Origin of the sequence: Cellulomonas sp. PhB150, assembly GCF_003755175.1 — a bacterium.
In the GTDB taxonomy this organism is placed as follows: domain Bacteria; phylum Actinomycetota; class Actinomycetes; order Actinomycetales; family Cellulomonadaceae; genus Cellulomonas.
In genome coordinates this window covers 185,969-209,728 of sequence record NZ_RKHX01000005.1, presented here as the reverse complement: position 1 = coordinate 209,728, position 23,760 = coordinate 185,969, and the positions used below count along the sequence as shown (strand labels likewise).

Sequence of the window (23,760 nt, the reverse complement as noted above, 5' to 3'; positions counted from 1 at the left end):
GACTAAGGACAACGATGCAGATCCACCAGTACGACGTCGTCATCGTCGGCGCGGGCGGCGCCGGGATGCGCGCGGCTCTCGAGTCGTCGACCCGCGTCCGCACGGCCGTCATCTCCAAGCTGTACCCCACCCGGTCCCACACCGGCGCGGCTCAGGGCGGCATGTGCGCCGCCCTGGCCAACGTCGAGGAGGACAACTGGGAGTGGCACACCTTCGACACCGTCAAGGGCGGTGACTACCTGGTCGACCAGGACGCCGCCGAGGTCATGGCCAAGGAGGCCATCGACGCGGTGCTGGACCTGGAGAAGATGGGCCTGCCGTTCAACCGCACGCCCGAGGGCCGCATCGACCAGCGCCGGTTCGGCGGTCACACGCGCAACCACGGCGAGGCCGCCGTGCGCCGGTCCTGCTACGCCGCGGACCGCACCGGCCACATGATCCTGCAGACGCTCTACCAGCAGTGCGTGAAGAACGAGGTGGAGTTCTACAACGAGTTCTACGTCCTCGACCTGCTCGTCGACCACGACCTCGCCGCGGGCCACGTGCCCGAGGGCGAGGAGGTCACGGTCAGCGGCGTCGTCGCGTACGAGCTCGCGACCGGCGAGATCCACGTGTTCCGCGCCAAGTCCGTGGTCCTGGCCACCGGCGGCGCGGGCAAGATCTTCAAGACGACGTCCAACGCGCACACCCTCACGGGTGACGGCATGGCGCTGGCGTACCGCCGCGGCATCCCGCTGGAGGACATGGAGTTCTTCCAGTTCCACCCGACCGGCCTGGCCGGCCTGGGCATCCTGCTGTCCGAGGCCGCCCGCGGCGAGGGCGCGATCCTGCGCAACTCGGAGGGCGAGCGCTTCATGGAGCGCTACGCCCCGACGATCAAGGACCTGGCCCCGCGCGACATCGTCGCCCGGTCGATGGCCAACGAGGTCCGCGAGGGCCGCGGCGCGGGACCCAACAAGGACTACGTCCTGCTGGACCTCACGCACCTCGAGCCGGCGCACATCGACGCCAAGCTCCCGGACATCACCGAGTTCGCGCGCACGTACCTGGGCGTCGAGCCGTACACCGAGCCGGTGCCCGTCTACCCGACCGCGCACTACGCGATGGGCGGTGTCCCGACGAACATCGAGGCGCAGGTCCTGCGCAACGAGACCGACATCATCCGCGGCCTGTTCGCGGCCGGTGAGGTGGCGTGCGTGAGCGTGCACGGCTCCAACCGCCTGGGCACCAACTCGCTGCTCGACATCAACGTGTTCGGCAAGCGCGCCGGCATCTCGGCAGCCGCCTACGCGGTCGGCGCCGAGTTCATCGAGCTCCCGGAGGACCCCTCCGCGAGCGTCGAGGCCGGCCTCGAGGTCATCCGGACCCGTCCGGACGGCGAGCGCGTGGCGGACATCCGCAAGGCGCTGCAGGAGTCGATGGACCTCAACGCGCAGGTGTTCCGCACCAAGGAGTCGCTGACGCAGGCGCTCGACGACATCAAGGAGCTGCGCACGCGGTACCTGTCGGTCTCGGTGCAGGACAAGAGCCGCACGTTCAACACCGACCTCCTCGAGGCCGTCGAGCTCGGCTTCCTCATCGACATCGCCGAGACCGTCGTCGTCGGCGCCCTCAACCGCGAGGAGTCGCGCGGCGGGCACTTCCGGGAGGACTTCCCCACCCGGGACGACGAGGGCTTCATGAAGCACACGATGGCGTACCGCCGCCCCCTGCACGTCGAGGGCGCGGACGACGCGAGCGTCGACGGCGACCACGACGGCCGCTTCGCCTACACCGAGGTCTTCGACGACTACCAGCTGGTGCTGGGGTCGAAGCCCGTCACGATGACCCGCTACCAGCCGATGGAGCGTAAGTACTGATGACTGCCGTTCTCGACGCCCCCGCAGAGGTCGGCGCCATCCCGTCCTTCACCGTGACGCTGCGCGTGATGCGCTACCTCCCGGCCGATGAAGGAACGACCCCCGTCGCGCACTGGGACGAGTTCCAGGTCCTGTGCCACGGCACCGACCGGGTGCTCGACGCCCTGCACAAGGTCAAGTGGGAGCAGGACGGCTCGCTGACGTTCCGCCGCTCGTGCGCGCACGGCGTGTGCGGCTCCGACGCGATGCGGATCAACGGCCGCAACCGCCTGGCGTGCAAGACGCTGCTCAAGGACCTCGACCCGTCCAAGCCGATCACCGTCGAGCCCATCAAGGGCCTGCCGGTGATCAAGGACCTCGTGGTCGACATGGAGCCGTTCTTCGCCAGCTACCGCGAGATCATGCCGTTCCTCATCACGACGGGGAACGAGCCGACCAAGGAGCGCCTGCAGTCCGCCGAGCAGCGCGAGCGGTTCGACGACACCACCAAGTGCATCCTGTGCGCCGCGTGCACCTCGTCGTGCCCCGTGTTCTGGACCGACGGTCAGTACTTCGGCCCCGCCGCGATCGTCAACGCGCACCGGTTCATCTTCGACAGCCGCGACGAGGGTGGCGCGCAGCGCCTCGAGATCCTCAACGACAAGGAGGGCGTGTGGCGCTGCCGCACGACCTTCAACTGCACCGAGGCCTGCCCGCGCGGCATCGAGGTCACCAAGGCGATCCAGGAGGTCAAGCGCGCGATGATCACCCGCGCGTTCTGAGCTTCTCGACGAGGGCCCCGGGGATACCTCCGGGGCCTTTGTCGTACCCGGCACCTAGGGTGCGTGGCATGGCCGAGCGCGCGGTGCTGCCCCTGATCCTGTCCGGGTACGACGACGCCTGGGAGCGCCTCGACGCGCGCCTCGCGGGCCTGTCCGACGACGAGTACCTGTGGGAGCCGGTCGCCGGCGCCTGGTCCGTCCGTGCGGCCGACGAGGGATGGCGGGCGGACTGGCAGGACCCGGAGCCCGACCCCGCGCCGGTCACGACGATCGCGTGGCGGATGTGGCACCTCGGCAGCGACTGCCTCGCGGACTACCTGCGGGCCTCGGACGTGCCGCGTCCCGTCGCGGTGACCGGGCGCGACTGGCACGGCACGGCCGCCCCGGCGCTAGCCGACCTGCGCGCGGCGGCCGCGGCGTTCCGCGCGACGATGGCCGCCCTCGGCGAGGACGGGATCTGGGCGCCGATGGGCCCCGCGTGGGGGCCGTTCGGCGAGGAGCCGTGGGCGGCGCTCGTGGTGCACGCGACCGACGAGCTCGCCCACCACGGCGCCGAGATCGCCCTGCTGCGCGACCTGTACCCGTGGCGCGCGTGAACGACGCGCCCGACGAGGTGGCGCTGCCCGGCGGGAACGTCGGGGGCGCCGTGCTCGTCGGCGACACCGTGCGCCGGCCCACCGGGCCATGGACACCGGCGGTGCACGAGCTGCTCGACTTCCTCGCGGCCGCGGAGCTGGCGAAGATCCCCCGCGCGCTCGGCATCGACGAGCGGGGACGGGAGATCCTCACGTACCTCCCCGGCGAGGTCGTGCCGATCGGTGAGCGAGCCCTGACCGACGCCCAGCTCGCCTCGGCCGCGGCATGGCTGCGCGAGTACCACCGTGCCGTCGCCGGCTTCCCGCGCAGCAGCCGCCGCTGGCGGTTCGTCGAGCGCGCACTCGCTCCCGGCGAGATCGTCTGCCACCACGACACCGCGATGTACAACATGGCGTTCGACGGCGACGAGCTGGCGGGCGTCTTCGACTGGGACGTCGCGGGCCCGGGCATCCCGCTCGACGACGTCGCGATCCTGGCGTGGAACTCCCCGCTGCTGTTCCCCGACGGGGATCCGGCGGAGGCGGGCCGCGGGCTGCGCGTCATCGCCGACGGCTACGGCGGGCTCGACCCGGTCGCGATCCTCGACCACGTGTCCGCGCGCATGACTGCCGCCTCCGATCGCATCGAAGCCGGCCAGCGCGCGGGCGACGCGGGGATGCTGCGGCTGGGCGAGATCGGCGAGCCGGCGAACACGCGTGCCCGGTTGGCGGTCCTCGCCACCCGCCGCGACGCGATCGCCGCCGCGCTGACCTGACCGATCAGTCCTTCGGCGGCGCGGGCGGGTCGGCGACCCACGCGGCCGCGAGCAGCACGATGCGCGAGATGAGGTTGACCCAGATGAGCAGGGTGACGATCACGGCGGCACTCGTGAACAGCGGGTTCTTGCCCACGCTGCCCGCGACCACGGACGTCCCCAGGAACCGCACGATGCCGATGCCGACGCCCGCGATGAGGGCGCCCCACAGCAGGTCTCGCCTCGGCGGGTGCTCACCGGCCAGCACGCGGACGATGAGCACGAACGTCCCCGCGTCGATGACCAGCGCCACGAGCATGCCCGCCACCTGCAGGATGACGCCGGTGCCGTCCGTCCACCCCACCGCCTCCAGCACCCACTTCGTGACCGATCCGACGCCGGTCGTGATCAGCGCCGACAGCAGGACCGCGAACGCGAGCCCGGCCAGCCCGCCGAGCTGCGCGAGCTTCTGGCCGACCGCGCTGCCGCCGCCCTCCTCCGCGAACATGGCCCGCACGCCCGTGCGGAGCGCGGCCGTCGCCGACAGCGCGGACAGCAGCAGGACGACGACGGCGATGACGCCCGCGAACGTCAGGCTGCCGGACAGCTGCAGGGTGTCCGGGTCGATGCCACCGGCGTCCGGGTCCCCGGACGTGTTGATCAGGCCCGGCAGCGAGTCGTTCACCGCGTCGAGAACCTTGTCCCGCAGCTCCTCGTTGTTGCCGAGCACGGCCATGAAGATCGTGTACCCGATGGTCAGCCCGGCGAACACGGCGAACAGCGCCGCGTAGGCGATCCCTCCGGTCAGCACCCCGCCACCACGCGCACCGAAGCGTGCGTTGGCGCGCGCGGGCCTCGTCGCCTGCCACCACGCGAGCAGCGCCTTGACGCGCCCCATGAACGATGTCGCCGGCGGGCCGGACGAGTCGTCCACGGGCGCCTGCTGGTGCGCCCGGCCGGCGCCGACGGGTTCGCTCATGAGCCGACCCTAGGCGTGGCGCAGCGCCTCGGCATCCGCTCCGACGCCGGTCAGCGCGTGCGAGCGCACGACCCGCCACACCCCGTCGTCGGCGTGCTCGTAGCAGTCGAAGGAGTCGACGCGGAACGACGCGTCGAACGCGGTCAGCTCGTCGATCGCGTCGTCGAGCGCGGCGTCCTCGAGCTCGTGGGCGACGGTCACGTGCGGGTGGTAGTGGAACCGGAGCTCCTGCTCGAGCGGACCCGTCCGCGCGTCGAGCTCGAGCAGCTCGCACGCGGAGATGCCGTCGGCGACCTGCACGAACGCGACCTGCGAGACGGGCCGGAACGTGCCGGTGCCGCGCAGGCGGACCGTGAACGGCGCGTGCCGGGCGGCCACCGCGTCCAGGTGCGCCGCCACGGCCGGCTGGTCCGCGGGCGAGACCGCGGTGGGGCCGATGATCGTGATGTGCGGGGGGATGAACGCCGCCATCGGGTCGCCGAACCGCGCCCGCGCGGACTGCAGGGCCGAGCCGTGCGGCTCGGGGACCGTGATCGCGATCCCGAGGAGCGACTGGTCGCCGGATCGCTCCGGCAGCCTCATGCGCCGACCCGCACGCGGGGTCGGCGCGCCAGGAGGCCCGTCCGCTCGTACAGCCGGTCGAGGGTGACCGCGGCGATGTCGCGCGCCTTGTCGGCACCGACCGCGAGGATCTCGTCGAGCGTGCCGGGGTCCTCGAGGTACCCGCGCACGCGCTCCTGGTACGGCGTCACCCAGTCGACGACGACGCCCGCCAGCTCGACCTTGAGGTCACCGTAGCCGCGGCCCTCGAACGAGGCCTCGAGCTCCGGGATCGAGCGGCCGGTCAGCGCCGAGTAGATGGTCAGCAGGTTGGAGATGCCCGCCTTGTTGACCGGGTCGAAGCGGATCTCACGCTCGGTGTCGGTCACCGCGGACCGGATCCGCTTGGCGATGACCTTCGGGTCGTCGAGCAGCTCGATGAGCCCGTTCGGCGAGGCCGCCGACTTGCTCATCTTGGCCGTCGGGTCCTGCAGGTCGTAGATCTTGGCCGTCGACTTCACGATGTGCGGCTCGGGGACGACGACCGTGCCGGCGCCGAAGCGGGTGTTCAGCCGCTGCGCGAGGTCACGCGTGAGCTCGAGGTGCTGACGCTGGTCCTCGCCCACGGGAACCAGGTTGGTGTCGTAGAGCAGGATGTCCGCCGCCATGAGCACCGGGTACGTGAACAGCCCGACAGTGGTGCCCTCCGACCCCTGCTTGCCGGACTTGTCCTTGAACTGGGTCATGCGACCCGCCTCGCCGAACCCCGTGTGGCAGGACAGCAGCCAGGCCAGCTCGGCGTGCTCGGGGACGTGCGACTGCACGAACAGCAGGCTGCGCTCGGGGTCGACCCCGGCGGCGAGGTACTGCGCCGCGGTCCGGCGGGTGCGGTCCCGCAGCACGGCCGGGTCGGGCGAGACGGTCAGCGCATGGAGGTCGACGACGCAGTAGATCGCCTCGTTGCCCTCCTGCAGCGCCACCCACTGCGTCAGCGCGCCGAGGTAGTTGCCGAGCTGGAGGGAGTCCGACGTGGGCTGCATCCCGGAGAAGATGCGCGACGAGGAGGGGCTCAAAGCCATTCGACCATTCTGTCAGGGAGGAGAGGTACGGAACGATTCAGGTGCCCGACGAGCCTCAGGTGGCCTCGTCGTCGAACGGCGCCGCACCGCTGACGGGAGCGGCGACCGCGGCGACCCGCCCGGCGGCCGGGACCTGGCGCGCGTCCGGCTCGAGCAGCGCGTCGCGCACGATCCGCCGTGGGTCGTAGCGACGCGGGTCCAGCGTGGTCCAGTCGAGGTCGATGGCGTCGTCGCCCATCTCGGTGTCGATCCGGCCCTTGGCGTCCTTCATCCAGATGCGTGCCTTGCGCACCAGCGCACCCAGCTGCTCGGCGTAGCCGGGCAGTCGCTGGGGGCCGATGACGATGGCCGCGACGAGCAGGAGTACGAGGAACTCCCCGCCGTTGATGTCGAACAACACCGGCTCAGGCTACCCCTCGCAGGGTCAGTCGCCGGCCTCTTCGAGGGTCACCCGGACGGTGCGCTGGGCGTCGCCGGTGCGCACCGAGAGCTCGATGACGTCGCCGGGCTCGTGCGCGCGGATCGCGACGATGAGCTCGTCCGGATCCGTGACCGGCCGGCCGTCGATCGCCAGGATGACGTCGCCCGCGCGGATGCCTGCGCGATCCGCGGGACCGTCCGCCGTCACCGGGCCGGTGCCGTTCTGGCCCTCGGTCGCGACCTTGACGCCCTCGCCCACGTAGGACTGGTCCAGCAGGACGCCGACGATCGGGTAGGTGGCGTGCCCGGTCTCGATGAGCTGCTCGGCCGTGCGCCGCGCCTGATTCGACGGGATCGCGAACCCGAGCCCGATGCTGCCCGCCACGCTGCCCGTGCCGCCCGGGGGCTGCGCGATCGCGGAGTTGATGCCGATCACCTCGCCCGCGGCGTCGACCAGCGGTCCCCCGGAGTTGCCCGGGTTGATGGCGGCGTCGGTCTGGATCGCGTTGATGAAGGCCGTGTCGCTCGCGTCGCCCGCGGACACCGGCCGGTTGAGCGCGCTGATGATGCCCGTGGTGACGGTGCCGGCCAGGCCGAGCGGCGCACCGATCGCGACGACCGGGTCGCCGACGGCCACGTCGGAGGAGTCGCCGAGGACGAGGGGCTCGAGGCCCTTCTCGTCGACCTTGATGACCGCAAGGTCGTAGTCGGAGGTGGCGCCGACGACGCGCGCGGCGCGCTCGTGCCCGTCCGAGAAGGTGACCGTGAGGGCGTCGTCGCCGGCCGCCCCCGCGACGACGTGGTTGTTCGTCAGCAGGTAGCCGTCCTCGCGCAGCACGAATCCCGAGCCGGTGGACGTGCCGTCGGTCCCGATCGCCTGGATCGAGACGACGCTCGGCAGGACCGTCCTGGCGATGCCCGCGACCGAGTCGGGGGCACGCGCCGGCGTCGTGGCGCCCGCGTCGTCGGTGTGCGCCGGCAGGTCCGCGGAGTCGAGGTGGTCGTCGTGCGTGAGGTTCGCGCCCAGGACGCCGCCGAGCAGGCCCGCGAGCATCGCGAGGACGAGCATCGGCACGACCCAGACGACCGACAGCGCCGGCCGTCGCTTGCGGACGCGGACGACCTTCATCGGTGTGCCGGCGGGCGGCGCCCCGGGCGGCCACGACTGCTGGGTCGCGTCCGCCGGCGGCCCGAACGGGGTGCCGTCGTAGCCGCGCACGGGCTGCGCGGTGTGCGGGCTCTGGGCGGGTGGCGCGACTGCCTGCTGGCCGGCGAGCGACCACGGACCCGGCTGCGACGGCTGGGCCTGGGCCTGCGGGGGCTGCTGGGTGGCCGGCCACTGCGGGTGCGTCGCGCCATGGTGTGCCGCCGGCTGCTGCTCGGCGGCGGCCGGCGGGACGGGCGCCGCCTGCGGCGAGGGAGACGGCTGCGGCAGGGGCTGGGTGTCCGCGGGGTCGGGCGCCGCGGGGCTCGCCGGGATCGGCCGGGAGCCGCTGGGCGACGCGAACAGGGGCGGCGTCGGCTCCGGCTGGGTGCCGGGCCGCTCGTCGGGCGTCGTCATGGCTGGTCGAACACTCCTGTCACGGTGGACCATCCGCGCGAGATGCGCGCCGGCACGCCGTCGTCGAACGCCCCGCCCGGGAAGCCTGCCACGAGTTCGGTCGCGCCGTCGGACTGCTGCGCCGCGACGACCTGCACGACGGTGCCGCCCGACTGCCACACCACGTGCCACGGCTCGCGTGAGAGCACGGCGACCGCACGCCCCTCGAGGGTGACCTGCTCGGCACCCACGAGGCGCTCGGAGTCGAGCCGGCCCGGCTGCTCGGTCACGACGACCGGCCCGTTCGGGCTCGCGACGTCGACCTCGAGCGCGCCGCCGTCCGTGTACCGCACGTCGGTGACGTCCCAGCCCGCGGGCAGCTCGGCGGGGAACGGCCACCCGTTGCGCGCGAGCCAGCTCTCGGGCTCGTCGGCCGCGTCCGCCTCGCTCGCCGCGTCACGGGCGCCGTCGGAAACCGGCTGAGCCGTGGCGTGCCCGAGGAGCTCCAGGTCGGCGCTCAGCTGTCCCTCGGGGGCCATCGCGGGCCGCTCGCCGAGGACGAAGAGCATCACCGCGACGGCACCCATTCCGGCGACCGAGCCGACGACCAGGCGGGAGGTCACGCGCCGCATGGGCACCTCGCCGCACAGCGCCGCCCCCGTCCGGGAGTCCCAGGCGCGCCGCGCGCGCCCTCGGTGCAGGCCGTACGACGCGACGTCGTGGCTCGTGCGGCGCGGCGGGGGCGCGAACGGGTCGGCCGACCGCGGCGCGACGGGCGGGGGCTGCATGGGCCCGAGCGAGAGCAGGCGCGCCGCGAAGTCGGCGTCGGGCGAGACGTCGCCGCACGCCGAGGCGAGCGCGGTGCGTGCGGCGCGCGCGGCGGAGAGCTCCGCCGCGCACTCCGGGCAGGTGGCTACGTGGGCGAGCGCACGCTCGGTCGCCGCGGGCGCGAGCTGCCCGTCGACCAGGGCGCTGATGCGCGACCCGAGGTGGCTCACGCCCAGACCTCGTCGGCGGCCTGCTCGGAGGTGGCGGCCGTGGCCGCCTTGGAAGCGGGCGCTGCTGGGGCCGCTGGAGCACGGTGCTCGAGCGACACGCGCAGCCGCGCGCGTGCGCGGTGGATGCGCGATCGGACCGTGCCCAGCTTGATGCCGAGCGTCACCGCGATCTCCTCGTAGGACAGGCCCTCGATGTCGCACAGCACGACGGCCGCGCGGTACTCCGGCGGGAGCTCGTCGAGCGCGTGCTGGATGTCGTGGTCCAGGTTGCCGTGCTCGAACGCGCGCTCGGGGGCGGCGAGCTGGTCCACGGACGGGTAGCGGTCCGCCTCCTCGCCCATCGCGTCCATCCGGATGCGCTGGCGGCGGCGTGCCTGGTCCAGGAACAGGTTGGTGGTGATGCGGTGCATCCAGCCCTCGAACGTGCCGGGCTGGAACGTGTGCAGCGAGCGGAAGACGCGGACGAAGGTCTCCTGCGTCAGGTCCTCGGCGTCGTGGCGGTTGCCGGTGAGCCGGTAGGCGAGCCGGTAGACGCGGGCAGAGTGCTCTCGCACGATCTGCTCCCACGACGGCGGCTGCCAGGCGGGCTGCGCGGTGGACGGCACGGAACTCCTCGGGTGGTACGGGACCGACCACCAGTGTCCCAGGTGCTGACCTGATGCGTCGCATCCGGTGCAACGCCGCGCACGCGCGAGAAGTTCCGCGTCCGTCGGACGGGCACCCGCCGGGACTACGCTTGGCGCGCCCAGGTGGGCAGATCGACACGAGCACGGGAGGTCGCCATCTCGAGCGACAAGGCCAGCAGCTGGGTCTACTGCGAGGAGTTCGTCCCCGAGGACGACGTCCTGCTGCGCGCCCGCGAGCGCGCCGGCCAGCTGGGCTGCACCCCCGTCACCGCCGGGACGGGCGCCGCGCTGTCGGTGCTCGCCGCGACCGCCGGTGCACGCGCGGTGGTCGAGGTCGGCACGGGCGCCGGCGTCTCGTCGCTCTACCTCCTGCGCGGCATGCCCGAGGACGGCGTCCTGACGACGATCGACCTCGAGGTCGAGCACCAGCGCGCCGCCAAGGACGCCTTCACGGAGGCCGGCCTGCGCCCCGCGCGCACCCGGACCATCTCCGGCCGCGCGCTCGACGTCCTGCCCCGCCTGACCGACGGCGTGTACGACCTCGTCTTCGTCGACGCCGACAAGGAGAGCGCGGCCGCCTACGTCGAGCAGGCCGTGCGCCTGCTCCGCCCCGGCGGCGTGCTGGCCGTGTCCGGCGCCCTGTGGCACGACCGGGTCGCCGACCCCGCCCGGCGCGACGAGACGACGACCGCCGTCCGCGAGCTCGGCCGCACGGTCCGGGCCGACGAGCGCCTCCTGCCCGCCCTGCTGCCCACGGGCGACGGGCTGCTGGTCGCCGTCAAGCGCTGAGGTCAGTCCGGCTCGGTGGCCATCGTCGCCAGCGCGGACCGTTCCCGGATCTCGCGCACGGCGGCCTCGTCGTCCCCGAGCCGCGCGACGACCTCGTCGAGGAACTCGCCGGCACGATGGGGCGCCCGGTCGAGCACCGTCGACATCACCTGCCACGACGCCAGTGCGTCCCCGTCGGGCTTGCCCCGCGCACGCCGCCGGGACAGCTCGGCGACCCCGTCGAGCAGGTCGTCACCCGGACCCTGCGGGTCGGTCAGGCGGCTGGCCGCCATCGCGTCCAGCGCCGCCTCCTCGTCGTCCCAGCCGGCCTGGTGCGCGAGCACCAACGCATGCAGCCCCGGGTCGCCGAGCGCGGCGGCGGCGCGCATCTCGCTCGCGTAGACCACGCCACTGGCCCTGCTGAGCGCGTCACGCACCCGGCCGACAGCGCGGGGGTCTCGCCGCAGCGCCAGGCCCAGGAGCGCCTCCGAGCGCGCCTCGCGGCTGGCGTCGTCCAGTCGTTCCGCAAGGGCGTCGCGCAACTCAGGCGTGTCGACCTCCGCCCACTGCGTCCCGAGCGCGAAGCAGGCCCAGTCGCGGACGGCGATGTCCGGGTCCTCCGTGAGCGCGATCGCGGTCCTGAGCATCCTCGGTGTGGGTGGCTCGCCACGCGAGAGGCGGGGCAGGTTCTGGGCGAGGTGCAGCCGCACCTCCGCGTCGTCGCTCGTCACCAGGTCGAGGATCGCGTCGACGTCGCCCGGCGCGGCATGGTCGAGCGCGTCCTCGAACGCGAGGTTGTCCCAGTCGGGAGCGAGGAACAGGCTGACGAGGTCCACCCCGCCAGTATCCGGGACACCGCAGCTTTTTTGTCCGGACCCCCACCCCGTGGTTGAAGGGTTCGTCGCAGCGAACGCGTCGCTGGCGTGCACGAGTGCTGCGACGAACTCTGCAACCACGCACGCGGGGCGCGAGCGCCCACCACGCACGCGGTGACCGAGCGCCGCCCTCCACGCGCGGGGCAGGAGCCGCGCCTCAGCGCAGGTCGGCCAGGTAGCGCAGGAGCAACCGCGCACCGAAGCCGGTGGCACCCTCGGTGACCTCGTGCTTGTCGGAGGTGGAGCGCGCCGGGCCGGCGATGTCGAGGTGTGCCCACGCGCGCTGCCCGACGAAGTGCCGCAGGAACAGCGCCGCCGTGATCGAGCCGCCCCCGATGTGCTTGTCGCGCGGCACGTGCCGCAGGTCCGCGACGTCGGAGCGGACGGCCTCCTCGTACTCGTCGACCAGCGGCATCCGCCAGGCGAGCTCGCCGGAGGCCTCGCCGGCCGCCGCGAGCGCGCCGACGAGCCGCTCGTCCGTGCCGTAGAGCGCGGCGTGCTTCTTGCCGAGGCCGACGCTCGCGGCCCCCGTGAGGGTGGCGACGTCGATCAGCACGTCCGGGGCGAGCTCGGCGTCCGCCCACGCGAGCGCGTCGGCGAGCACGATGCGTCCCTCGGCGTCGGTGTTCGCGATCTCGACGGTCGCGCCACCGAACAGCCGCAGGACGTCACCCGGCCGGTAGGACGCGGCCCCGAAGTGGTTCTCCGCCAGCGGCATCACGGCCGTGACCCTGTGCGGGACACCAGCCTCGGCGGCGCCGAGCACAGCGGCGAGAGCGACCGCCGCGCCGGTCATGTCGGTCTTCATCGGCACCATCGCCTCGCGCGGCTTGATGCTCAGGCCGCCCGTGTCGAAGGTGATGCCCTTGCCGACGAGCACGACGTGCTTGCCCGGGCTCGCGCCGACGGGTGCGTACGTCACCGTGACGAGCCGAGGCGTCGAGGCGGAGCCGGCGCCCACGGCCAGGATGCCGCCGAAGCCCTGAGCCGTCAGCTCACGCGGGCCGCGGACCTGGACGGCGAGGTCTGCGCGTCCGGCGAGGCGCTTGGCCTGCTCCGTGAACCACGCCGGCGTCTTGGTGCTCGACGGCGTCGTCGCCAGGTCGCGCACGAGCCAGGTGGCGTGCGCCGACGTGCGGGCAGCGGCGACCGCGGCGCTCGCACGCGTGCCGTCGCGGCCCAGCAGGACCAGCTCGGCGGCGTCCTTGGGCTTGGTGCTCGCCGCGGTCGGCGGTGCGTACGCCGCCAGCAGGTAGCCCTCGACGAACGCGCGGGCGGCCTCGGCCGACTGCGAGGCGGACTGACGGGGCTGCACGCCAGCCGTCGTCAGGACGCGCGTGAGGCCACGGGTCGCGCGCGCCAGTGCGGCGCCCGCGCGGCGCAGGTCGGTGGGGGTGTGCTGCCCGACTCCCAGCAGCACGATGCGCGCCGGCAGCGCCGCCCACGGCAGCGAGACCGCCGAGCCGACGGCGCGCGGCAGCTGCAGGACGTAGGACTCCCCCGCAGCACCCGTCAGGCCGATCCGGTCGGCGATCTCGGCCAGGTCGATCCCGTAGCGGACGGCAGCCTGCGCGGCGCCCTCGCCGGGCTGCGCCCCGTGGTCGCCCTCGACCCCGGGCAGCAGTGGGATGGCGACGGCGTCGAGCGTGCCGTCGGTCAGCTCCGTGCTGTCGTCGAGCGTGCCGCCCGAGAGCGTCACGTCCGGCGGGGTCCGGCCGATGGGCGTCCGGGGAGCTCTCCCCGGACGTGCCCCGCCGTCCGCGCGTGCCATCCGACTCGTCAGGAGACGACGGAGGTGAGTGCCTCGCCCAGCTCGGCGGCCTCGGTCGCGTTGAGCTCGACCACCAGCCGTCCACCGCCCTCGAGCGGGACGCGCATCACGATCCCACGCCCCTCCTTGGTCACCTCGAGCGGTCCGTCACCGGTCCTCGGCTTCATCGCGGCCATGCGGGGCATCTCCTTCGCCTCGTGCGTCCAGAGCGGGCCGTCTGGAGCGCGTTCTCACGCGCACCACCTGCGGCCCTGCTGCCGGTTGTCCGTCGACCATCCTAGTTCACAGGACGGACACGACACTTCGCGTCCCGCGCACGATCACGGCGGCCACCCGGTCGGCCCAGCCAGGCGCCACATGTCCCACACCCAGACGACCTGCAGGTAGAGCATCGCGACCACCACGAGCCCGAACCACACGCGGCGCGCCCGCGCGGGCCGCGTGACGACGCCGGCGGTGACCGCGGCGAGCGGGAACGCGAGGAGCAGGAAGCGCGCCAGGCTGCTGCTCGGCTCGACGGCGCCGGCGATGTAGAGCAGGTACGCGGCCGGCCACACGTGCAGCTCGTTGCCGAGCCGCCACGCGGCGGGGACGACGAGGACGGCCGCGATCAGCGCGAAGGAGCCGAGCAGCACCCACGGCGCCAGGTCGCCGAACCAGAACCGCGAGACGTAGCCCCACGACTCGAACGGCACGACCTCGCGCACGCCACGCCAGGTGGACTGCGTCTGGAGGTAGGCGTCGGGCTCCCCGGTGACCCAGCCGCAGATCAGGGGCCACGCGACCCCGGAGACCCCGGCCGCGACGGCGAGCGCACCGAGCGCGCCGACGTCCCGCCCGGTGAGCCGGTCGGTACCGGCCCGGCTCGCGCGCCAGCGCACCAGCGCGTGCACCACGATCACGACCGCCATCGGCAGCGCGACGGCCCGCGTGAAGCCGAGCGCGAGGACCACGACGGCCATCTCCAAGTAGTGCCGGCGCACCAGCAGGAGCAACGCGGTCGCGATGAGCAGGAGCGCGAGCGACTCGGTGTAGCCGATCTGCAGCACGACGGCCGTCGGGAACACGCTCACCAGCGCGACCGTCGCGAGCGGCAGCCCCGGCCGGGCCGCGACGGCCCGCGGCGCGCCGACGACGACGAGCCGGTGGATGACGACCATCGCGACCGCTCCGAGCAGCAGCGCGAGCACCGGCGCGACGACGAAGAACTCCTGGCCCGTGAACGTCATCAGCAGCCGGACGAGCATCGGGAAGAGCGGGAAGAACGCCCAGACGTTCTGCTGGACCAGGCCGTCCTCGCCGCGCGGCAGCGTGGAGGGGTACCCGTTCTCGGCGACCTGGCGGTACCAGTCGGCGTCCCAGAACTTCCCGACGAACTCCAGGTAGGAAGGCTGGGCACCGCTCCAGTAGTTCGCCTCCTGGTGCTGGACGGTCGCGATCAGGACGACGGCGCTGAACAGGCGTGCGACGGCGTAGACCGCGAGCGCCTGCGCCCACCACGGCCAGGCGCGGGGGTCCCAGGCGGGCAGGACGCGCGCGGGCGCGTCGTCGGCCGGTGTCGTCCCGGTGGCCGTCGCGTCCGCCGCGTGGGATTCCTCGGGCTCGACGGGTGTCGTCGGGCTCGTCGGCTGCTCGCTCATGCCAGCCCCCGCACCGCGCGCGCCGGCGACCGATCGCCACGGATCGCCGCCACCATGTCGAGCGTGCGTCGCGTCGAGCGCACGTCGTGCACGCGGAACACGCGCGCGCCGAGCCACGCCGCGACCGACGTCGCGGCGAGGGTGCCCTCGAGCCGGTCGTCGGGCGGGAGGTCGAGCGTCTCGCCCACGAAGTCCTTGCGTGACAGCGCCATGAGGACAGGATGGCCGAGAGCGACGAGTGCCTGCGTGCGCCGCACGAGGTGCAGGGAGTGCCAGGTGTTCTTGCCGAAGTCGTGGGTCGGGTCGACGAGCACGCTCGCGGGGTCGATGCCGAGCGCGACGGCCCGCGCGGCGCCCGCCGAGACGGTCGCCACCACGTCGTCGACGACCCCGTCCAACGGGTCCGCGCCGTCGCTCGGGTACGTCACGCGGAACGGGTCGGTGCGCGGCTCCGCGCCACCCGTGTGCGAGCAGACGATGCCCAGGCCGCGCTCGGCCGCGACCTCGACCAGCCCGGGGTCGTGGCCCGCCCACGTGTCGTTGATGAGGTCGGCCCCCTCGTCGGCCGCCGCCCGGGCGACCTCCGAGCGCCAGGTGTCCACGCTGACCAGCAGCCCCGGGTGCCGCGCACGCACGCGGGCCACGAGCGGGACCACGCGGGCGATCTCCTCCTCGACCGTCACGACGGGGCCCCGTCCGGCTCGCACGCCGCCGAGGTCGACGATGTCCGCGCCCTCGTCGGCCGCGCGCGCGACGGCCTCGTCGGCCGCGGCGTCGTCCGCGTACCGCGCCGCGGCGTAGAACGAGTCCGGGGTGCGGTTGACCACGGCCATGACCACCGGGTGGTCGGGCCCGAAGGTCAGGTCACGCAGGCGCAGGGGCGCGCCCGGCGCGGGGACTGCCGGGGTCACGACTCCTGCTGAGCGGCCTGCTGGGCGGCGGCGGTCTCGCGCACGGCGCGCAGCTCGGCCGCGCGGAGCTCGGCGCCCCGCTCGACGACGATCGCGACGGCCTCCTCGGCGGTGTCGACGACCTGGAGCAGGTCGACGTCAGCCTCCGAGACCAGCCCGCGCTCCAGGACCGCCCCGCGGACCCAGTCGAGCAGCCCGCGCCAGTAGTCGCTCCCGATGAGCACGATGGGGAACTGGATGACCTTGTGGGTCTGCACCAGGGTCAGCGCCTCGAAGAGCTCGTCGAAGGTGCCGAACCCGCCGGGCATGACGACGAAGCCCTCGGAGTACTTGACGAACATCGTCTTGCGGGCGAAGAAGTAGCGGAAGTTCACGCCGAGGTCGACGTAGTCGTTCATCCCCTGCTCGAACGGGAGCTCGATGCCGAGCCCGACCGAGACCCCGCCGGCCTCCTTGGCGCCGCGGTTCGCGGCCTCCATGATCCCGGGGCCACCGCCGGTGATGACCGCGTAGCCGGCCTCGACCAGCCCGCGCGCGACCTCGACGGCCGCCGCGTAGTCCGGGTGGTCAGGCTTGGTGCGGGCCGAGCCGAACACGCTCACCGCCCGCCCGACCTCGGCGAGCGCGCCGAATCCCTCGACGAACTCGGACTGGATGCGCATGACCCGCCACGGGTCGCCGTGCAGCCAGTCCGCGCCGTCGTCGCCGCTCAGCAGGCGCTGGTCGGAGGTGGTGGCCGGGATCTGCCCGCCGCGCAGCAGGACCGGGCCCTTGCGATAGCCGTGCCCGGGGGCCGGCTGACCGTCGTCGCTCATGGCCCCGACTCTAGGTGCCTTCGCGGCAGTCAGGCGGTCAGCCAGGCGTGCTGCGCCCGGTAGGCCAGGTGGATCTGGTCCACCGGACACCTCTCGTCCACCTTGTGGGCGAGCAGCGGGTCGCCGGGGCCGAAGTTCACCGCGGGCACGCCGAGCGCGGAGAAGCGGGCGACGTCCGTCCAGCCGAACTTCGGTGCGGGCGCTCCCCCGGTGACGCCCAGCACCGCGGCGGCGAACTCCTGCGCCGCCGGGTCGTCGAGGCCCGGGCGCGCACCGGGCGCCGCGTCGGTGATGACCACGTCGTAGCCGTCGAACAGCTCGCGGACGTGGTCCGCGGCCTGCTCCGGCGACGCCGACGGGGCGAAGCGGTAGTTGACCGTCACGACGCACGCGTCGGGGATCACGTTGGTGGCGGTCCCGCCCGAGACGAGGACCGCGTTGAGGCTCTCGCGGTAGTCCAGCCCGTCGACCGGGACGGTCCGGGGCTCGTAGGCCTCGAGGCGGCGCAGCACCTCGCCCGCGGCGTGGATCGCGTTGACGCCCATCCAGGCGCGTGCCGAGTGGGCCGCGACGCCCGTCAGCCGGACCTCGGCGCGCAGGGTGCCGTTGCAGCCGCCCTCCAGCCCGCCGTTCGTCGGCTCGCCCAGCACCGCGAAGTTTGCGGCCAGCCAGTCCGGGTGGTTCGCGACGAGCCGGCCGAGGCCGTTGAGGTCCGCGGCGACCTCCTCGTGGTCGTAGAACACCCACGTGACGTCCCTCGTCGGGGCGTCGAGCGCGGCCGCGAGCGCGAGCTGCACCGCGACACCCGCCTTCATGTCCACGGTTCCTCGGCCCCACAGGACGCCGTCGACGAGCCTCGTCGGCAGGTTGTCGGCGATCGGGACCGTGTCGAGGTGACCCGCGATCACGACGCGCGAGGGCAGCCCGAGCGACGTCCGCGCGACGACCGCGTCACCGTCGCGCAGCACCTCGAGGTGCGCGTGCTCCCGCAGCGCCGCCTCGACGGCATCGGCGATCGCACCCTCGTCCCCGCTCTCGGAGCGGATGTCGCACAGCGCCCGCGTCAGCTCGATCAGGTCCCCGCCCAGCTCCAGTCGACTCACGCCCCGACCCTAGCGGCCCGCTCCGCACGCCCTCCGCCCCCGCGCGCCCGAGCGTCGCCCGCCGAGAACGACCCTCGGGCGCGAGATCGACCCCCCGGGACGGTCGATCTCGCACCTGCGGGTCGTTCTCGGCCCGTCGTCGCGCCCGCGGCGGGCGGAAGTGTCCGGTACCCGGGGTGGGACGGTGCCGGACGCGATCGTCCCGGGGCGGGGCTGTCGCCTAGGGTTGCGCCCATGACTTCACGTCCCGCCTGGGGGTTCGGCCTGTCGACGGTCACCCTCGACGGCGTCACCCTGGATACCTGGTACCCGGCCCCCGCACTCGGCACCCCGGACGACGACGCCGTCGCCCCCGCCGAGCTCGCCGCGGCCGAGCGGACCGACGGCGCGCGGGGCGTCCGCGTGGTCGTCGTGCGCACGGTCATCGACCTCGACGCGCCGCCGACCGAGACCGCCGACGCCTACCTGCGCCTGCACCTGCTCTCCCACCGCCTCGTCGCGCCGCACGGGCAGAACCTCGACGGCCTGTTTGCGGTGCTGCCGAACGTGGTGTGGACCGACCGCGGCCCGTGTGCCGTCGAGGGCTTCGAGGGCACGCGCCTGCGGCTGCGCACCGCGACCGGCGTCGCGCCGACCGTGCACGGCATCGACAAGTTCCCCCGCATGGTCGACTACGTGCTCCCCACCGGCGTGCGGATCGCCGACGCCGACCGGGTGCGCCTGGGCGCGCACCTCGCGGCGGGCACGACCGTCATGCACGAGGGCTTTGTCAACTACAACGCCGGCACGCTCGGCACGTCGATGGTCGAGGGCCGCATCTCCGCGGGCGTCGTCGTCGGCGACGGGTCCGACATCGGCGGCGGCGCCTCGATCATGGGCACGCTGTCCGGCGGCGGGCGGCTCGTGGTCTCGGTCGGCGCGCGCTCGCTGCTCGGTGCGAACGCCGGCCTCGGCATCCCGCTCGGCGACGACTGCGTCATCGAGGCCGGGCTCTACGTCACCGCCGGCACCAAGGTGACGCTGATCGGGTTCGGGGACGACGAGGGTCGGGTCGTCAAGGCACGCGAGCTCGCCGGCGCCGACGGCGTGCTGTTCCGCCGCAACTCCCTGACGGGCGGGGTCGAGGCCGTGGCCCGCACGGGCGCGGGCGTCGAGCTCAACAGCGCTCTGCACGCCAACTGAGCGTGGCCCGACGCCCCCGGCGCCGGCGCCGGAGCGCGCTGCGCGCGTTCGTCGCCGTCGCGATCGTCCTCGTGCTGCTGCTCGGCACGGTCGTGGGCGTCGTGGCCGTGCTCAACAGCCAGAGCCCGCCGCGCCCGCAGACCGAGGTCTGCTTCGCCGGCGAGGGCTCGGACCAGGTCGCACTGTCCCCGACCCAGGCGAAGAACGCTGCCCTGATCAGCGCGGTCACGATCCGCCGCGGCCTGCCCGCGCGCGCCGCGACGATCGGCCTCGCGACCGCGATGCAGGAGTCGCGGCTGGTCAACATCGACTACGGGGACCGCGACTCGATCGGCCTGTTCCAGCAGCGCCCGTCGCAGGGCTGGGGCACGGTCGAGGAGATCATGGACCCGGTGTACTCGACGGGGAAGTTCTTCGACCACCTCGTGAAGGTCGACGGCTACGAGGACCTGCCGATCACCGAGGCGGCGCAGGCCGTGCAGCGCTCGGGCTTCCCCGACGCGTACGCCCAGCACGAGCCCCGCGCCCGCGCCTTCGCCTCGGCGCTGACCGGCTACTCCGAGGCCTCGCTGCGCTGCGAGCTGCACGACGCCGAGCCCGGCACCGGTGACCCCGATGCGGTCGTCGCGCGCGTGAAGCGCGACTTCGGCAAGGTCCCGACGAAGGTCGCCGCACCCGCCGACGGGGCGACGACGGTCACCATCGATGCCGGCGCGCTGGGCGACGACGACGCCCGGATGGCCTGGGCCGTCGCGCAGTGGGCCGTCGCGACCGCCGCCGAGCTCGGCACGACGTCGGTCGAGGTCGCCGACCAGCGCTGGGACCGCGACTCGACCGACTGGTCGCCGGGGACGACCGACCTCCCAGTCGGAACGGTCAGGCTCGCATTGGTGGGCGACTAGTTCCGCTGGCTCGAGAAGTCCGCCGCGTAGGACCCCAGAGGAATGAACAGCAGCGTCGGGAACCACCACATCCCGTCCGCAGTCACCCCGAGCGCACCCACCGCCAGGAGTACAGCGAACTTCACGCGCCAACTGCCGACGTACCCGAGCCGCCGCGGCGCTTGCGGGGCGAGCCAGACTCCCCAGATCCCGATGATCGCAGCCGGTAGCAACACCGCCAGCACCCACGACGTCTGCGTCGTCCCACCCAGCACCCAGCCGACGAACGTCGCAGACGCCAGCACGAGCGCGTCAGCGAAGTGGCCGCCGAAGCGGGCTACCAGACCGATGTCCTCGACCCCGGTCGGCGCGGGGTCAGCGTCCATCAGCGGGCGTCGATGCCCACGTAGTCGCGCTCGGTCGCGCCCGTGTAGATCTGCCGCGGGCGGCCGATCTTCGTCTGCGGGTCGAGCATCATCTCGCGCCACTGGGCGATCCAGCCGGGCATCCGGCCGAGCGCGAACAGCGGCGTGAACATCGACGGGTCGAAGCCCATGGCCTTGTAGATCAGGCCGGTGTAGAAGTCGACGTTCGGGTAGAGCTTGCGTGAGACGAAGTAGTCGTCGGACAGCGCGATCTCCTCGAGGCCCATCGCGAGGTCGAGCAGCTCGTCGTCCTTGCCGAGAGCCTGCAGCACGGCGTGCGCGCTCTCCTTGACGATGGCTGCGCGCGGGTCGTAGTTCTTGTAGACCCGGTGCCCGAAGCCCATGAGCCGGACGCCGTCCTCCTTGTTCTTGACCCGCGTCATGAACTCGGTGGCGTCACCACCGTTGGCCTGGATCTCGCTGAGCATCTTGAGCACGGCCTCGTTGGCGCCGCCGTGCAGCGGGCCGGAGAGCGCGTTGATGCCGGCCGCGACCGACGCGTAGAGGTTGGCGTGCGACGAGCCGACGATGCGGACGGTCGACGTCGAGCAGTTCTGCTCGTGGTCGGCGTGCAGGATCAGGAGCTGGTCGAGCGCCTTGACCACCACCGGGTCGGGCTCGTACTGCTGGTAGGGCACCGCGAAGGTCATGCGCAGGAAGTCCTCGACGTACCCGCGGCTGTAGTCCGGGTAGAGCAGCGGCTCGCCCTTGGACGTGCGGTGCACGTAGGACGTGATCGTCCGCGTCTTCGCCAGGATCAGGACCGTGGCGAGCTCAACCGTCTCGGGGTCGAACGGGTCCAGCGACTCGGGGTAGAACGTGGACAACGCGTTGATGGCCGACGACATGATGGCCATCGGGTGCCCGCCGCGCGGGAACGTGCCCATGAAGGTACGGAAGTCCTCGTGGACCAGCGTGTGCCGGTTGACGCGCTCCTCGAAGGCGGCCAGCTCGTCGGCCGTCGGCAGCTCGCCGTTGATGAGCAGGTAGGCGACCTCGAGGAACGTGGCCTTGCCGGCCAGCTGCTCGATCGGGTAGCCGCGGTAGCGCAGGATGCCCTGGTCGCCGTCGATGTACGTGACCTGGGACTCGCACGAGGCGGTGTTCATGAAGCCCGGGTCCACGGTGACGAGGCCTGTGTCGCGCAGCAGGGTGGACACGACGACGCCGTCGTTGCCCTCCGTGGCCGGCACCACCGGCAGGTCTCGCGAGGTTCCGTCGACGACCAGCTCGACCGTGGTGCTGACTGTCGTATCGGTTCCGGTCATGCGTTACCTCCCAGGTGACCCGGGCGGGTCTGGTGCGCTGCGCCCGGGGTCGAATCGCGTAGCCGCGACCGATCGGGTCGCGTGTGCCGACCCACCGTTGGACGTCGTCGGCCGACGCCTGACGCTACCTGCGCGTGCGGCCGGATGCCCAATCTCCGGCAGGACGCCCCGGACGTGATCCGCGTCACATCAGGCGCCGCACAGGCGTGCCGCGGCCTCGGCGATGCGCTCGTCGGTGGCCGTCAGCGCGATCCGCACGTGGTCGCGGTCGCCGTAGAACGCGCCCGGTGCGGCCAGGATGCCGAGGCTCGCCAGGTCGCCGACCGTCGTCCACGAGTCCTGCCCACCGGCCTCCGGTCGCGTCCACAGGTACAGCCCCGCGGCCGACGAGTCCACGACGTAGCCGGCGCTCTCGAGGGCGGCGCGCAGGACGGTCCGACGACGGCGGTACCGCTCGCGCTGCTCCGCGACGTGCTCGTCGTCGTCGAGCGCCACGGCCATCGCGGCCTGGACCGGCGCGGGCACGATCATCCCGGCGTGCTTGCGGACCTCGAGCAGGCGCGCCACGAGGGCCGGGTCGCCCGCGACGAACGCCGCGCGGTAGCCCGCGAGGTTGGACTGCTTGGACAGCGAGTAGACGCTCAGCAGGCCGGTGTGGTCGCGACCCGTGACCTGGGGGTCGAGGATGCTGGGCACCCCCGACGTGGCCCACGGCTCGGCCCAGGCGAGCTCGGCGTAGCACTCGTCGGACGCGACGACCACGGGCCTGCCCTCACGCTCCGCCGCGGCGCGGGCCGCCTCCACGACGGCACGCAGCTGCTCGACCGAGAGCACCGAGCCGTCGGGGTTGCCGGGCGAGTTCAGCCAGACGAGGCGCACTCCCCCGCCCGCGAGCCGGGCCACCGGGTCGTCGGTCGGCTCCGGCGTCGCGCCCGCCAGCCGCGCGCCGACGTCATACGTGGGGTAGGCCGCCCGCGGGTGCAGGACGACGTCGCCCGCGCCCAGCCCGAGCAGCGCGGGCAGGAACGCGACGAGCTCCTTGGAGCCGACCGTGGGCAGCACGGCGTCCGGCTCGAGCGCGCGCACACCGCGCCGACGGGCGAACCAGCGCACCACGGCCTCGCGCAGCTCGAGCGTGCCGTGCGTCGTCGGGTACCCGTGTGCGTCGGACGCCTCCGCCAGCGCCTCGCGCAGCAGCGCGGGCGTGGGGTCGACCGGCGCGCCGACCGACAGGTCGACGATGCCACCGGGGTGCTCGCGGGCACGCTGGGCGTACGGCACGAGCGTGTCCCACGGGAAGTCCGGCAGCGCGCCGGTCAGCAGGCCCATCGGGCGCGCGTCAGTCTTCGTGCACGCGCAGCGGCAGGGTCGCGATGATCGGGTGGTCCTTGGGGATCTCGCCCATCTTCGCGGCACCGCCCGGGGAGCCCAGGTCGTCGAAGAACTCGACGTTGGCCTTGTAGTACTGGGTCCACTGCTCGGGGACGTCGTCCTCGTAGTAGATGGCCTCGACCGGGCAGACCGGCTCGCAGGCGCCGCAGTCCACGCACTCGTCGGGGTGGATGTACAGCGACCGCTTGCCCTCGTAGATGCAGTCCACGGGACATTCCTCGATGCACGCCTTGTCCTTGACGTCGACACAGGGTTCGGCGATCACATACGTCACTGTCGGTCCTCCACTAGCCGGGTGTCCCTAGTATTCCGCACATGCACCACCACGCCATGCGCTGTCCATGCCCGCGCGCCACGTGATGCCCGCCACGTGGCGCGATCTGCCCGTCGGGAGCCGCGTCGTGGTGCGCCGTCGGCGCGACGACGACCCCGCGCCCGACGAGCCTCCGTTCACCGACGTCCTGGGCGAGCTGCTCGCCGTCGACGACTCCGGGGTCCTGATCCGCACCCGCCGCGGCGAGGTGCGGGTGCCGGCCGCAGACATCGTGCTGGCCAAGCCGGTCCCGCCCGCGCCGCCGCGCCGCGGCACCCGCTGAG

At 73.2% G+C, this 23,760-nt stretch carries 26 protein-coding genes; 8 read left to right on the top strand and 18 right to left on the bottom strand.

All coding sequences use genetic code 11. From position 1 onward, the window contains the following. Positions 1-14: 14 nt before the first annotated feature. The 4 genes from sdhA (at position 15) to EDF34_RS16285 (ending at position 3,971) form a co-directional block, all read left to right on the top strand. Complete coding sequence (gene sdhA, locus EDF34_RS16300) at positions 15-1,859, top strand: succinate dehydrogenase flavoprotein subunit (protein ID WP_123372565.1); 1,845 nt, start codon at positions 15-17, stop codon at positions 1,857-1,859. Further along, positions 1,859-2,620, top strand: a complete 762-nt coding sequence (locus EDF34_RS16295; protein ID WP_123372564.1) for a succinate dehydrogenase iron-sulfur subunit — start codon at positions 1,859-1,861, stop codon at positions 2,618-2,620. The genes sdhA and EDF34_RS16295 overlap by 1 nt, the downstream gene beginning before the upstream one ends. A gap of 68 nt (positions 2,621-2,688) precedes the next feature. Next, the gene (locus EDF34_RS16290) at positions 2,689-3,216 is read left to right on the top strand and encodes a DinB family protein (RefSeq protein ID WP_123372563.1); all 528 of its coding nucleotides are present in this window, start codon (positions 2,689-2,691) and stop codon (positions 3,214-3,216) included. Continuing rightward, entirely contained in the window at positions 3,213-3,971 is a 759-nt protein-coding gene (locus EDF34_RS16285) for an aminoglycoside phosphotransferase family protein (protein ID WP_233575438.1), read from the top strand. Before EDF34_RS16290 ends, EDF34_RS16285 begins: the two co-directional genes overlap by 4 nt. Positions 3,972-3,975: 4 nt before the next feature. On the opposite strand, the gene EDF34_RS16280 is transcribed toward EDF34_RS16285, so the two are convergent. Genes EDF34_RS16280 through sigE form a run of 7 tightly spaced genes read right to left on the bottom strand, consistent with a single transcriptional unit; the run spans position 3,976 to position 10,111 of the window. Further along, a complete protein-coding gene (locus tag EDF34_RS16280; RefSeq protein ID WP_123372561.1) occupies positions 3,976-4,929 on the bottom strand; it encodes a YihY/virulence factor BrkB family protein in 954 nt (317 codons plus the stop codon). A gap of 9 nt (positions 4,930-4,938) precedes the next feature. Beyond that, the gene (locus EDF34_RS16275) at positions 4,939-5,511 is read right to left on the bottom strand and encodes a 2'-5' RNA ligase family protein (protein WP_123372560.1); all 573 of its coding nucleotides are present in this window, start codon (positions 5,509-5,511) and stop codon (positions 4,939-4,941) included. Beyond that, a complete protein-coding gene (gene trpS / locus EDF34_RS16270) occupies positions 5,508-6,548 on the bottom strand; it encodes a tryptophan--tRNA ligase (protein ID WP_123372559.1) in 1,041 nt (346 codons plus the stop codon). The genes EDF34_RS16275 and trpS overlap by 4 nt, the downstream gene beginning before the upstream one ends. A gap of 55 nt (positions 6,549-6,603) precedes the next feature. Beyond that, positions 6,604-6,948 (bottom strand): Sec-independent protein translocase TatB, encoded by a 345-nt coding sequence (locus tag EDF34_RS16265; RefSeq protein ID WP_233575437.1) that lies wholly within the window; start codon positions 6,946-6,948, stop codon positions 6,604-6,606. A 24-nt stretch (positions 6,949-6,972) separates the two neighbouring features. Next, positions 6,973-8,529 carry a S1C family serine protease gene (locus tag EDF34_RS16260; protein ID WP_123372558.1) on the bottom strand — a complete coding sequence of 519 codons (1,557 nt, stop codon included), beginning with the start codon at positions 8,527-8,529 and terminating at the stop codon, positions 6,973-6,975. Next, a complete protein-coding gene (locus tag EDF34_RS16255; RefSeq protein WP_123372557.1) occupies positions 8,526-9,506 on the bottom strand; it encodes a zf-HC2 domain-containing protein in 981 nt (326 codons plus the stop codon). Before EDF34_RS16255 ends, EDF34_RS16260 begins: the two co-directional genes overlap by 4 nt. Further along, positions 9,503-10,111, bottom strand: a complete 609-nt coding sequence (gene sigE, locus EDF34_RS16250; RefSeq protein WP_123372556.1) for an RNA polymerase sigma factor SigE — start codon at positions 10,109-10,111, stop codon at positions 9,503-9,505. Before sigE ends, EDF34_RS16255 begins: the two co-directional genes overlap by 4 nt. Before the next feature lie 177 nt (positions 10,112-10,288). Between sigE and EDF34_RS16245 the strand changes: the two genes are divergently transcribed. Continuing rightward, positions 10,289-10,921 (top strand): O-methyltransferase, encoded by a 633-nt coding sequence (locus EDF34_RS16245; RefSeq protein ID WP_123372664.1) that lies wholly within the window; start codon positions 10,289-10,291, stop codon positions 10,919-10,921. Between the two features lie 2 nt (positions 10,922-10,923). Here EDF34_RS16245 and EDF34_RS16240 read toward each other — a convergent pair whose 3' ends face one another. The 7 genes from EDF34_RS16240 to dapE all read right to left on the bottom strand — a co-directional run bounded on the left by EDF34_RS16240 (position 10,924) and on the right by dapE (position 18,015). Then, positions 10,924-11,736 carry a HEAT repeat domain-containing protein gene (locus tag EDF34_RS16240; protein ID WP_123372555.1) on the bottom strand — a complete coding sequence of 271 codons (813 nt, stop codon included), beginning with the start codon at positions 11,734-11,736 and terminating at the stop codon, positions 10,924-10,926. A gap of 196 nt (positions 11,737-11,932) precedes the next feature. Further along, positions 11,933-13,474: a M17 family metallopeptidase gene (locus EDF34_RS16235; protein ID WP_233575436.1), complete on the bottom strand. Its 1,542-nt coding sequence runs from the start codon at positions 13,472-13,474 to the stop codon at positions 11,933-11,935. Between the two features lie 80 nt (positions 13,475-13,554). Further along, positions 13,555-13,722, bottom strand: coding sequence for a DUF3117 domain-containing protein (locus EDF34_RS16230; RefSeq protein ID WP_013772033.1), 168 nt, complete (start codon positions 13,720-13,722; stop codon positions 13,555-13,557). 144 nt (positions 13,723-13,866) lie between these two features. Then, positions 13,867-15,186: a hypothetical protein gene (locus tag EDF34_RS16225; protein ID WP_233575435.1), complete on the bottom strand. Its 1,320-nt coding sequence runs from the start codon at positions 15,184-15,186 to the stop codon at positions 13,867-13,869. Further along, a complete protein-coding gene (gene folP, locus EDF34_RS16220; RefSeq protein WP_199737949.1) occupies positions 15,183-16,097 on the bottom strand; it encodes a dihydropteroate synthase in 915 nt (304 codons plus the stop codon). Before folP ends, EDF34_RS16225 begins: the two co-directional genes overlap by 4 nt. Continuing rightward, the gene (locus EDF34_RS16215; RefSeq protein WP_123372553.1) at positions 16,094-16,912 is read right to left on the bottom strand and encodes a TIGR00730 family Rossman fold protein; all 819 of its coding nucleotides are present in this window, start codon (positions 16,910-16,912) and stop codon (positions 16,094-16,096) included. Before EDF34_RS16215 ends, folP begins: the two co-directional genes overlap by 4 nt. A 29-nt stretch (positions 16,913-16,941) precedes the next feature. Then, entirely contained in the window at positions 16,942-18,015 is a 1,074-nt protein-coding gene (dapE, locus tag EDF34_RS16210) for a succinyl-diaminopimelate desuccinylase (RefSeq protein ID WP_123372552.1), read from the bottom strand. Positions 18,016-18,249: 234 nt separating this feature from the next. On the opposite strand from dapE, the gene dapD reads away from it, so the two are divergent. Both dapD and EDF34_RS16200 read left to right on the top strand, forming a co-directional pair. Then, entirely contained in the window at positions 18,250-19,197 is a 948-nt protein-coding gene (gene dapD, locus EDF34_RS16205) for a 2,3,4,5-tetrahydropyridine-2,6-dicarboxylate N-succinyltransferase (RefSeq protein WP_123372551.1), read from the top strand. 2 nt (positions 19,198-19,199) lie between these two features. Beyond that, on the top strand, positions 19,200-20,099 hold the full coding sequence (locus tag EDF34_RS16200) for a hypothetical protein (protein ID WP_123372550.1): 900 nt from the start codon (positions 19,200-19,202) through the stop codon (positions 20,097-20,099). Here the strand turns inward: EDF34_RS16200 and EDF34_RS16195 are convergent. The 4 genes from EDF34_RS16195 to fdxA form a co-directional block, all read right to left on the bottom strand. Next, positions 20,096-20,464: a DUF2568 domain-containing protein gene (locus EDF34_RS16195; protein WP_123372549.1), complete on the bottom strand. Its 369-nt coding sequence runs from the start codon at positions 20,462-20,464 to the stop codon at positions 20,096-20,098. The genes EDF34_RS16200 and EDF34_RS16195 overlap by 4 nt on opposite strands. Next, positions 20,464-21,771 (bottom strand): citrate synthase, encoded by a 1,308-nt coding sequence (locus EDF34_RS16190; protein ID WP_123372548.1) that lies wholly within the window; start codon positions 21,769-21,771, stop codon positions 20,464-20,466. The genes EDF34_RS16195 and EDF34_RS16190 overlap by 1 nt, the downstream gene beginning before the upstream one ends. A gap of 189 nt (positions 21,772-21,960) precedes the next feature. Beyond that, the gene (dapC, locus tag EDF34_RS16185; RefSeq protein ID WP_148076666.1) at positions 21,961-23,100 is read right to left on the bottom strand and encodes a succinyldiaminopimelate transaminase; all 1,140 of its coding nucleotides are present in this window, start codon (positions 23,098-23,100) and stop codon (positions 21,961-21,963) included. Between the two features lie 10 nt (positions 23,101-23,110). Next, the gene (gene fdxA, locus EDF34_RS16180) at positions 23,111-23,437 is read right to left on the bottom strand and encodes a ferredoxin (protein WP_118765578.1); all 327 of its coding nucleotides are present in this window, start codon (positions 23,435-23,437) and stop codon (positions 23,111-23,113) included. A gap of 67 nt (positions 23,438-23,504) precedes the next feature. Between fdxA and EDF34_RS16175 the strand changes: the two genes are divergently transcribed. Continuing rightward, positions 23,505-23,759 (top strand): hypothetical protein, encoded by a 255-nt coding sequence (locus tag EDF34_RS16175; protein WP_233575434.1) that lies wholly within the window; start codon positions 23,505-23,507, stop codon positions 23,757-23,759. Position 23,760 lies beyond the last annotated feature (1 nt).

Excerpts from the sequence above, each read along its gene's own strand:
- EDF34_RS16275 (WP_123372560.1), bottom strand. The coding sequence starts at position 5,511 with ATGAGGCTGCCGGAGCGATCCGGCGACCAGTCGCTCCTCGGGATCGCG.
- EDF34_RS16175 (WP_233575434.1), top strand. The coding sequence starts at position 23,505 with ATGCCCGCGCGCCACGTGATGCCCGCCACGTGGCGCGATCTGCCCGTC.
- EDF34_RS16195 (WP_123372549.1), bottom strand. The coding sequence starts at position 20,464 with ATGGACGCTGACCCCGCGCCGACCGGGGTCGAGGACATCGGTCTGGTA.
- EDF34_RS16290 (WP_123372563.1), top strand. The coding sequence starts at position 2,689 with ATGGCCGAGCGCGCGGTGCTGCCCCTGATCCTGTCCGGGTACGACGAC.
- EDF34_RS16190 (WP_123372548.1), bottom strand. The coding sequence starts at position 21,771 with ATGACCGGAACCGATACGACAGTCAGCACCACGGTCGAGCTGGTCGTC.
- dapC (WP_148076666.1), bottom strand. The coding sequence starts at position 23,100 with ATGGGCCTGCTGACCGGCGCGCTGCCGGACTTCCCGTGGGACACGCTC.
- EDF34_RS16215 (WP_123372553.1), bottom strand. The coding sequence starts at position 16,912 with ATGAGCGACGACGGTCAGCCGGCCCCCGGGCACGGCTATCGCAAGGGC.
- sdhA (WP_123372565.1), top strand. The coding sequence starts at position 15 with ATGCAGATCCACCAGTACGACGTCGTCATCGTCGGCGCGGGCGGCGCC.
- EDF34_RS16260 (WP_123372558.1), bottom strand. The coding sequence starts at position 8,529 with ATGACGACGCCCGACGAGCGGCCCGGCACCCAGCCGGAGCCGACGCCG.
- EDF34_RS16225 (WP_233575435.1), bottom strand. The coding sequence starts at position 15,186 with ATGAGCGAGCAGCCGACGAGCCCGACGACACCCGTCGAGCCCGAGGAA.
- EDF34_RS16280 (WP_123372561.1), bottom strand. The coding sequence starts at position 4,929 with ATGAGCGAACCCGTCGGCGCCGGCCGGGCGCACCAGCAGGCGCCCGTG.
- EDF34_RS16295 (WP_123372564.1), top strand. The coding sequence starts at position 1,859 with ATGACTGCCGTTCTCGACGCCCCCGCAGAGGTCGGCGCCATCCCGTCC.
- EDF34_RS16230 (WP_013772033.1), bottom strand. The coding sequence starts at position 13,722 with ATGGCCGCGATGAAGCCGAGGACCGGTGACGGACCGCTCGAGGTGACC.
- dapD (WP_123372551.1), top strand. The coding sequence starts at position 18,250 with ATGACTTCACGTCCCGCCTGGGGGTTCGGCCTGTCGACGGTCACCCTC.
- trpS (WP_123372559.1), bottom strand. The coding sequence starts at position 6,548 with ATGGCTTTGAGCCCCTCCTCGTCGCGCATCTTCTCCGGGATGCAGCCC.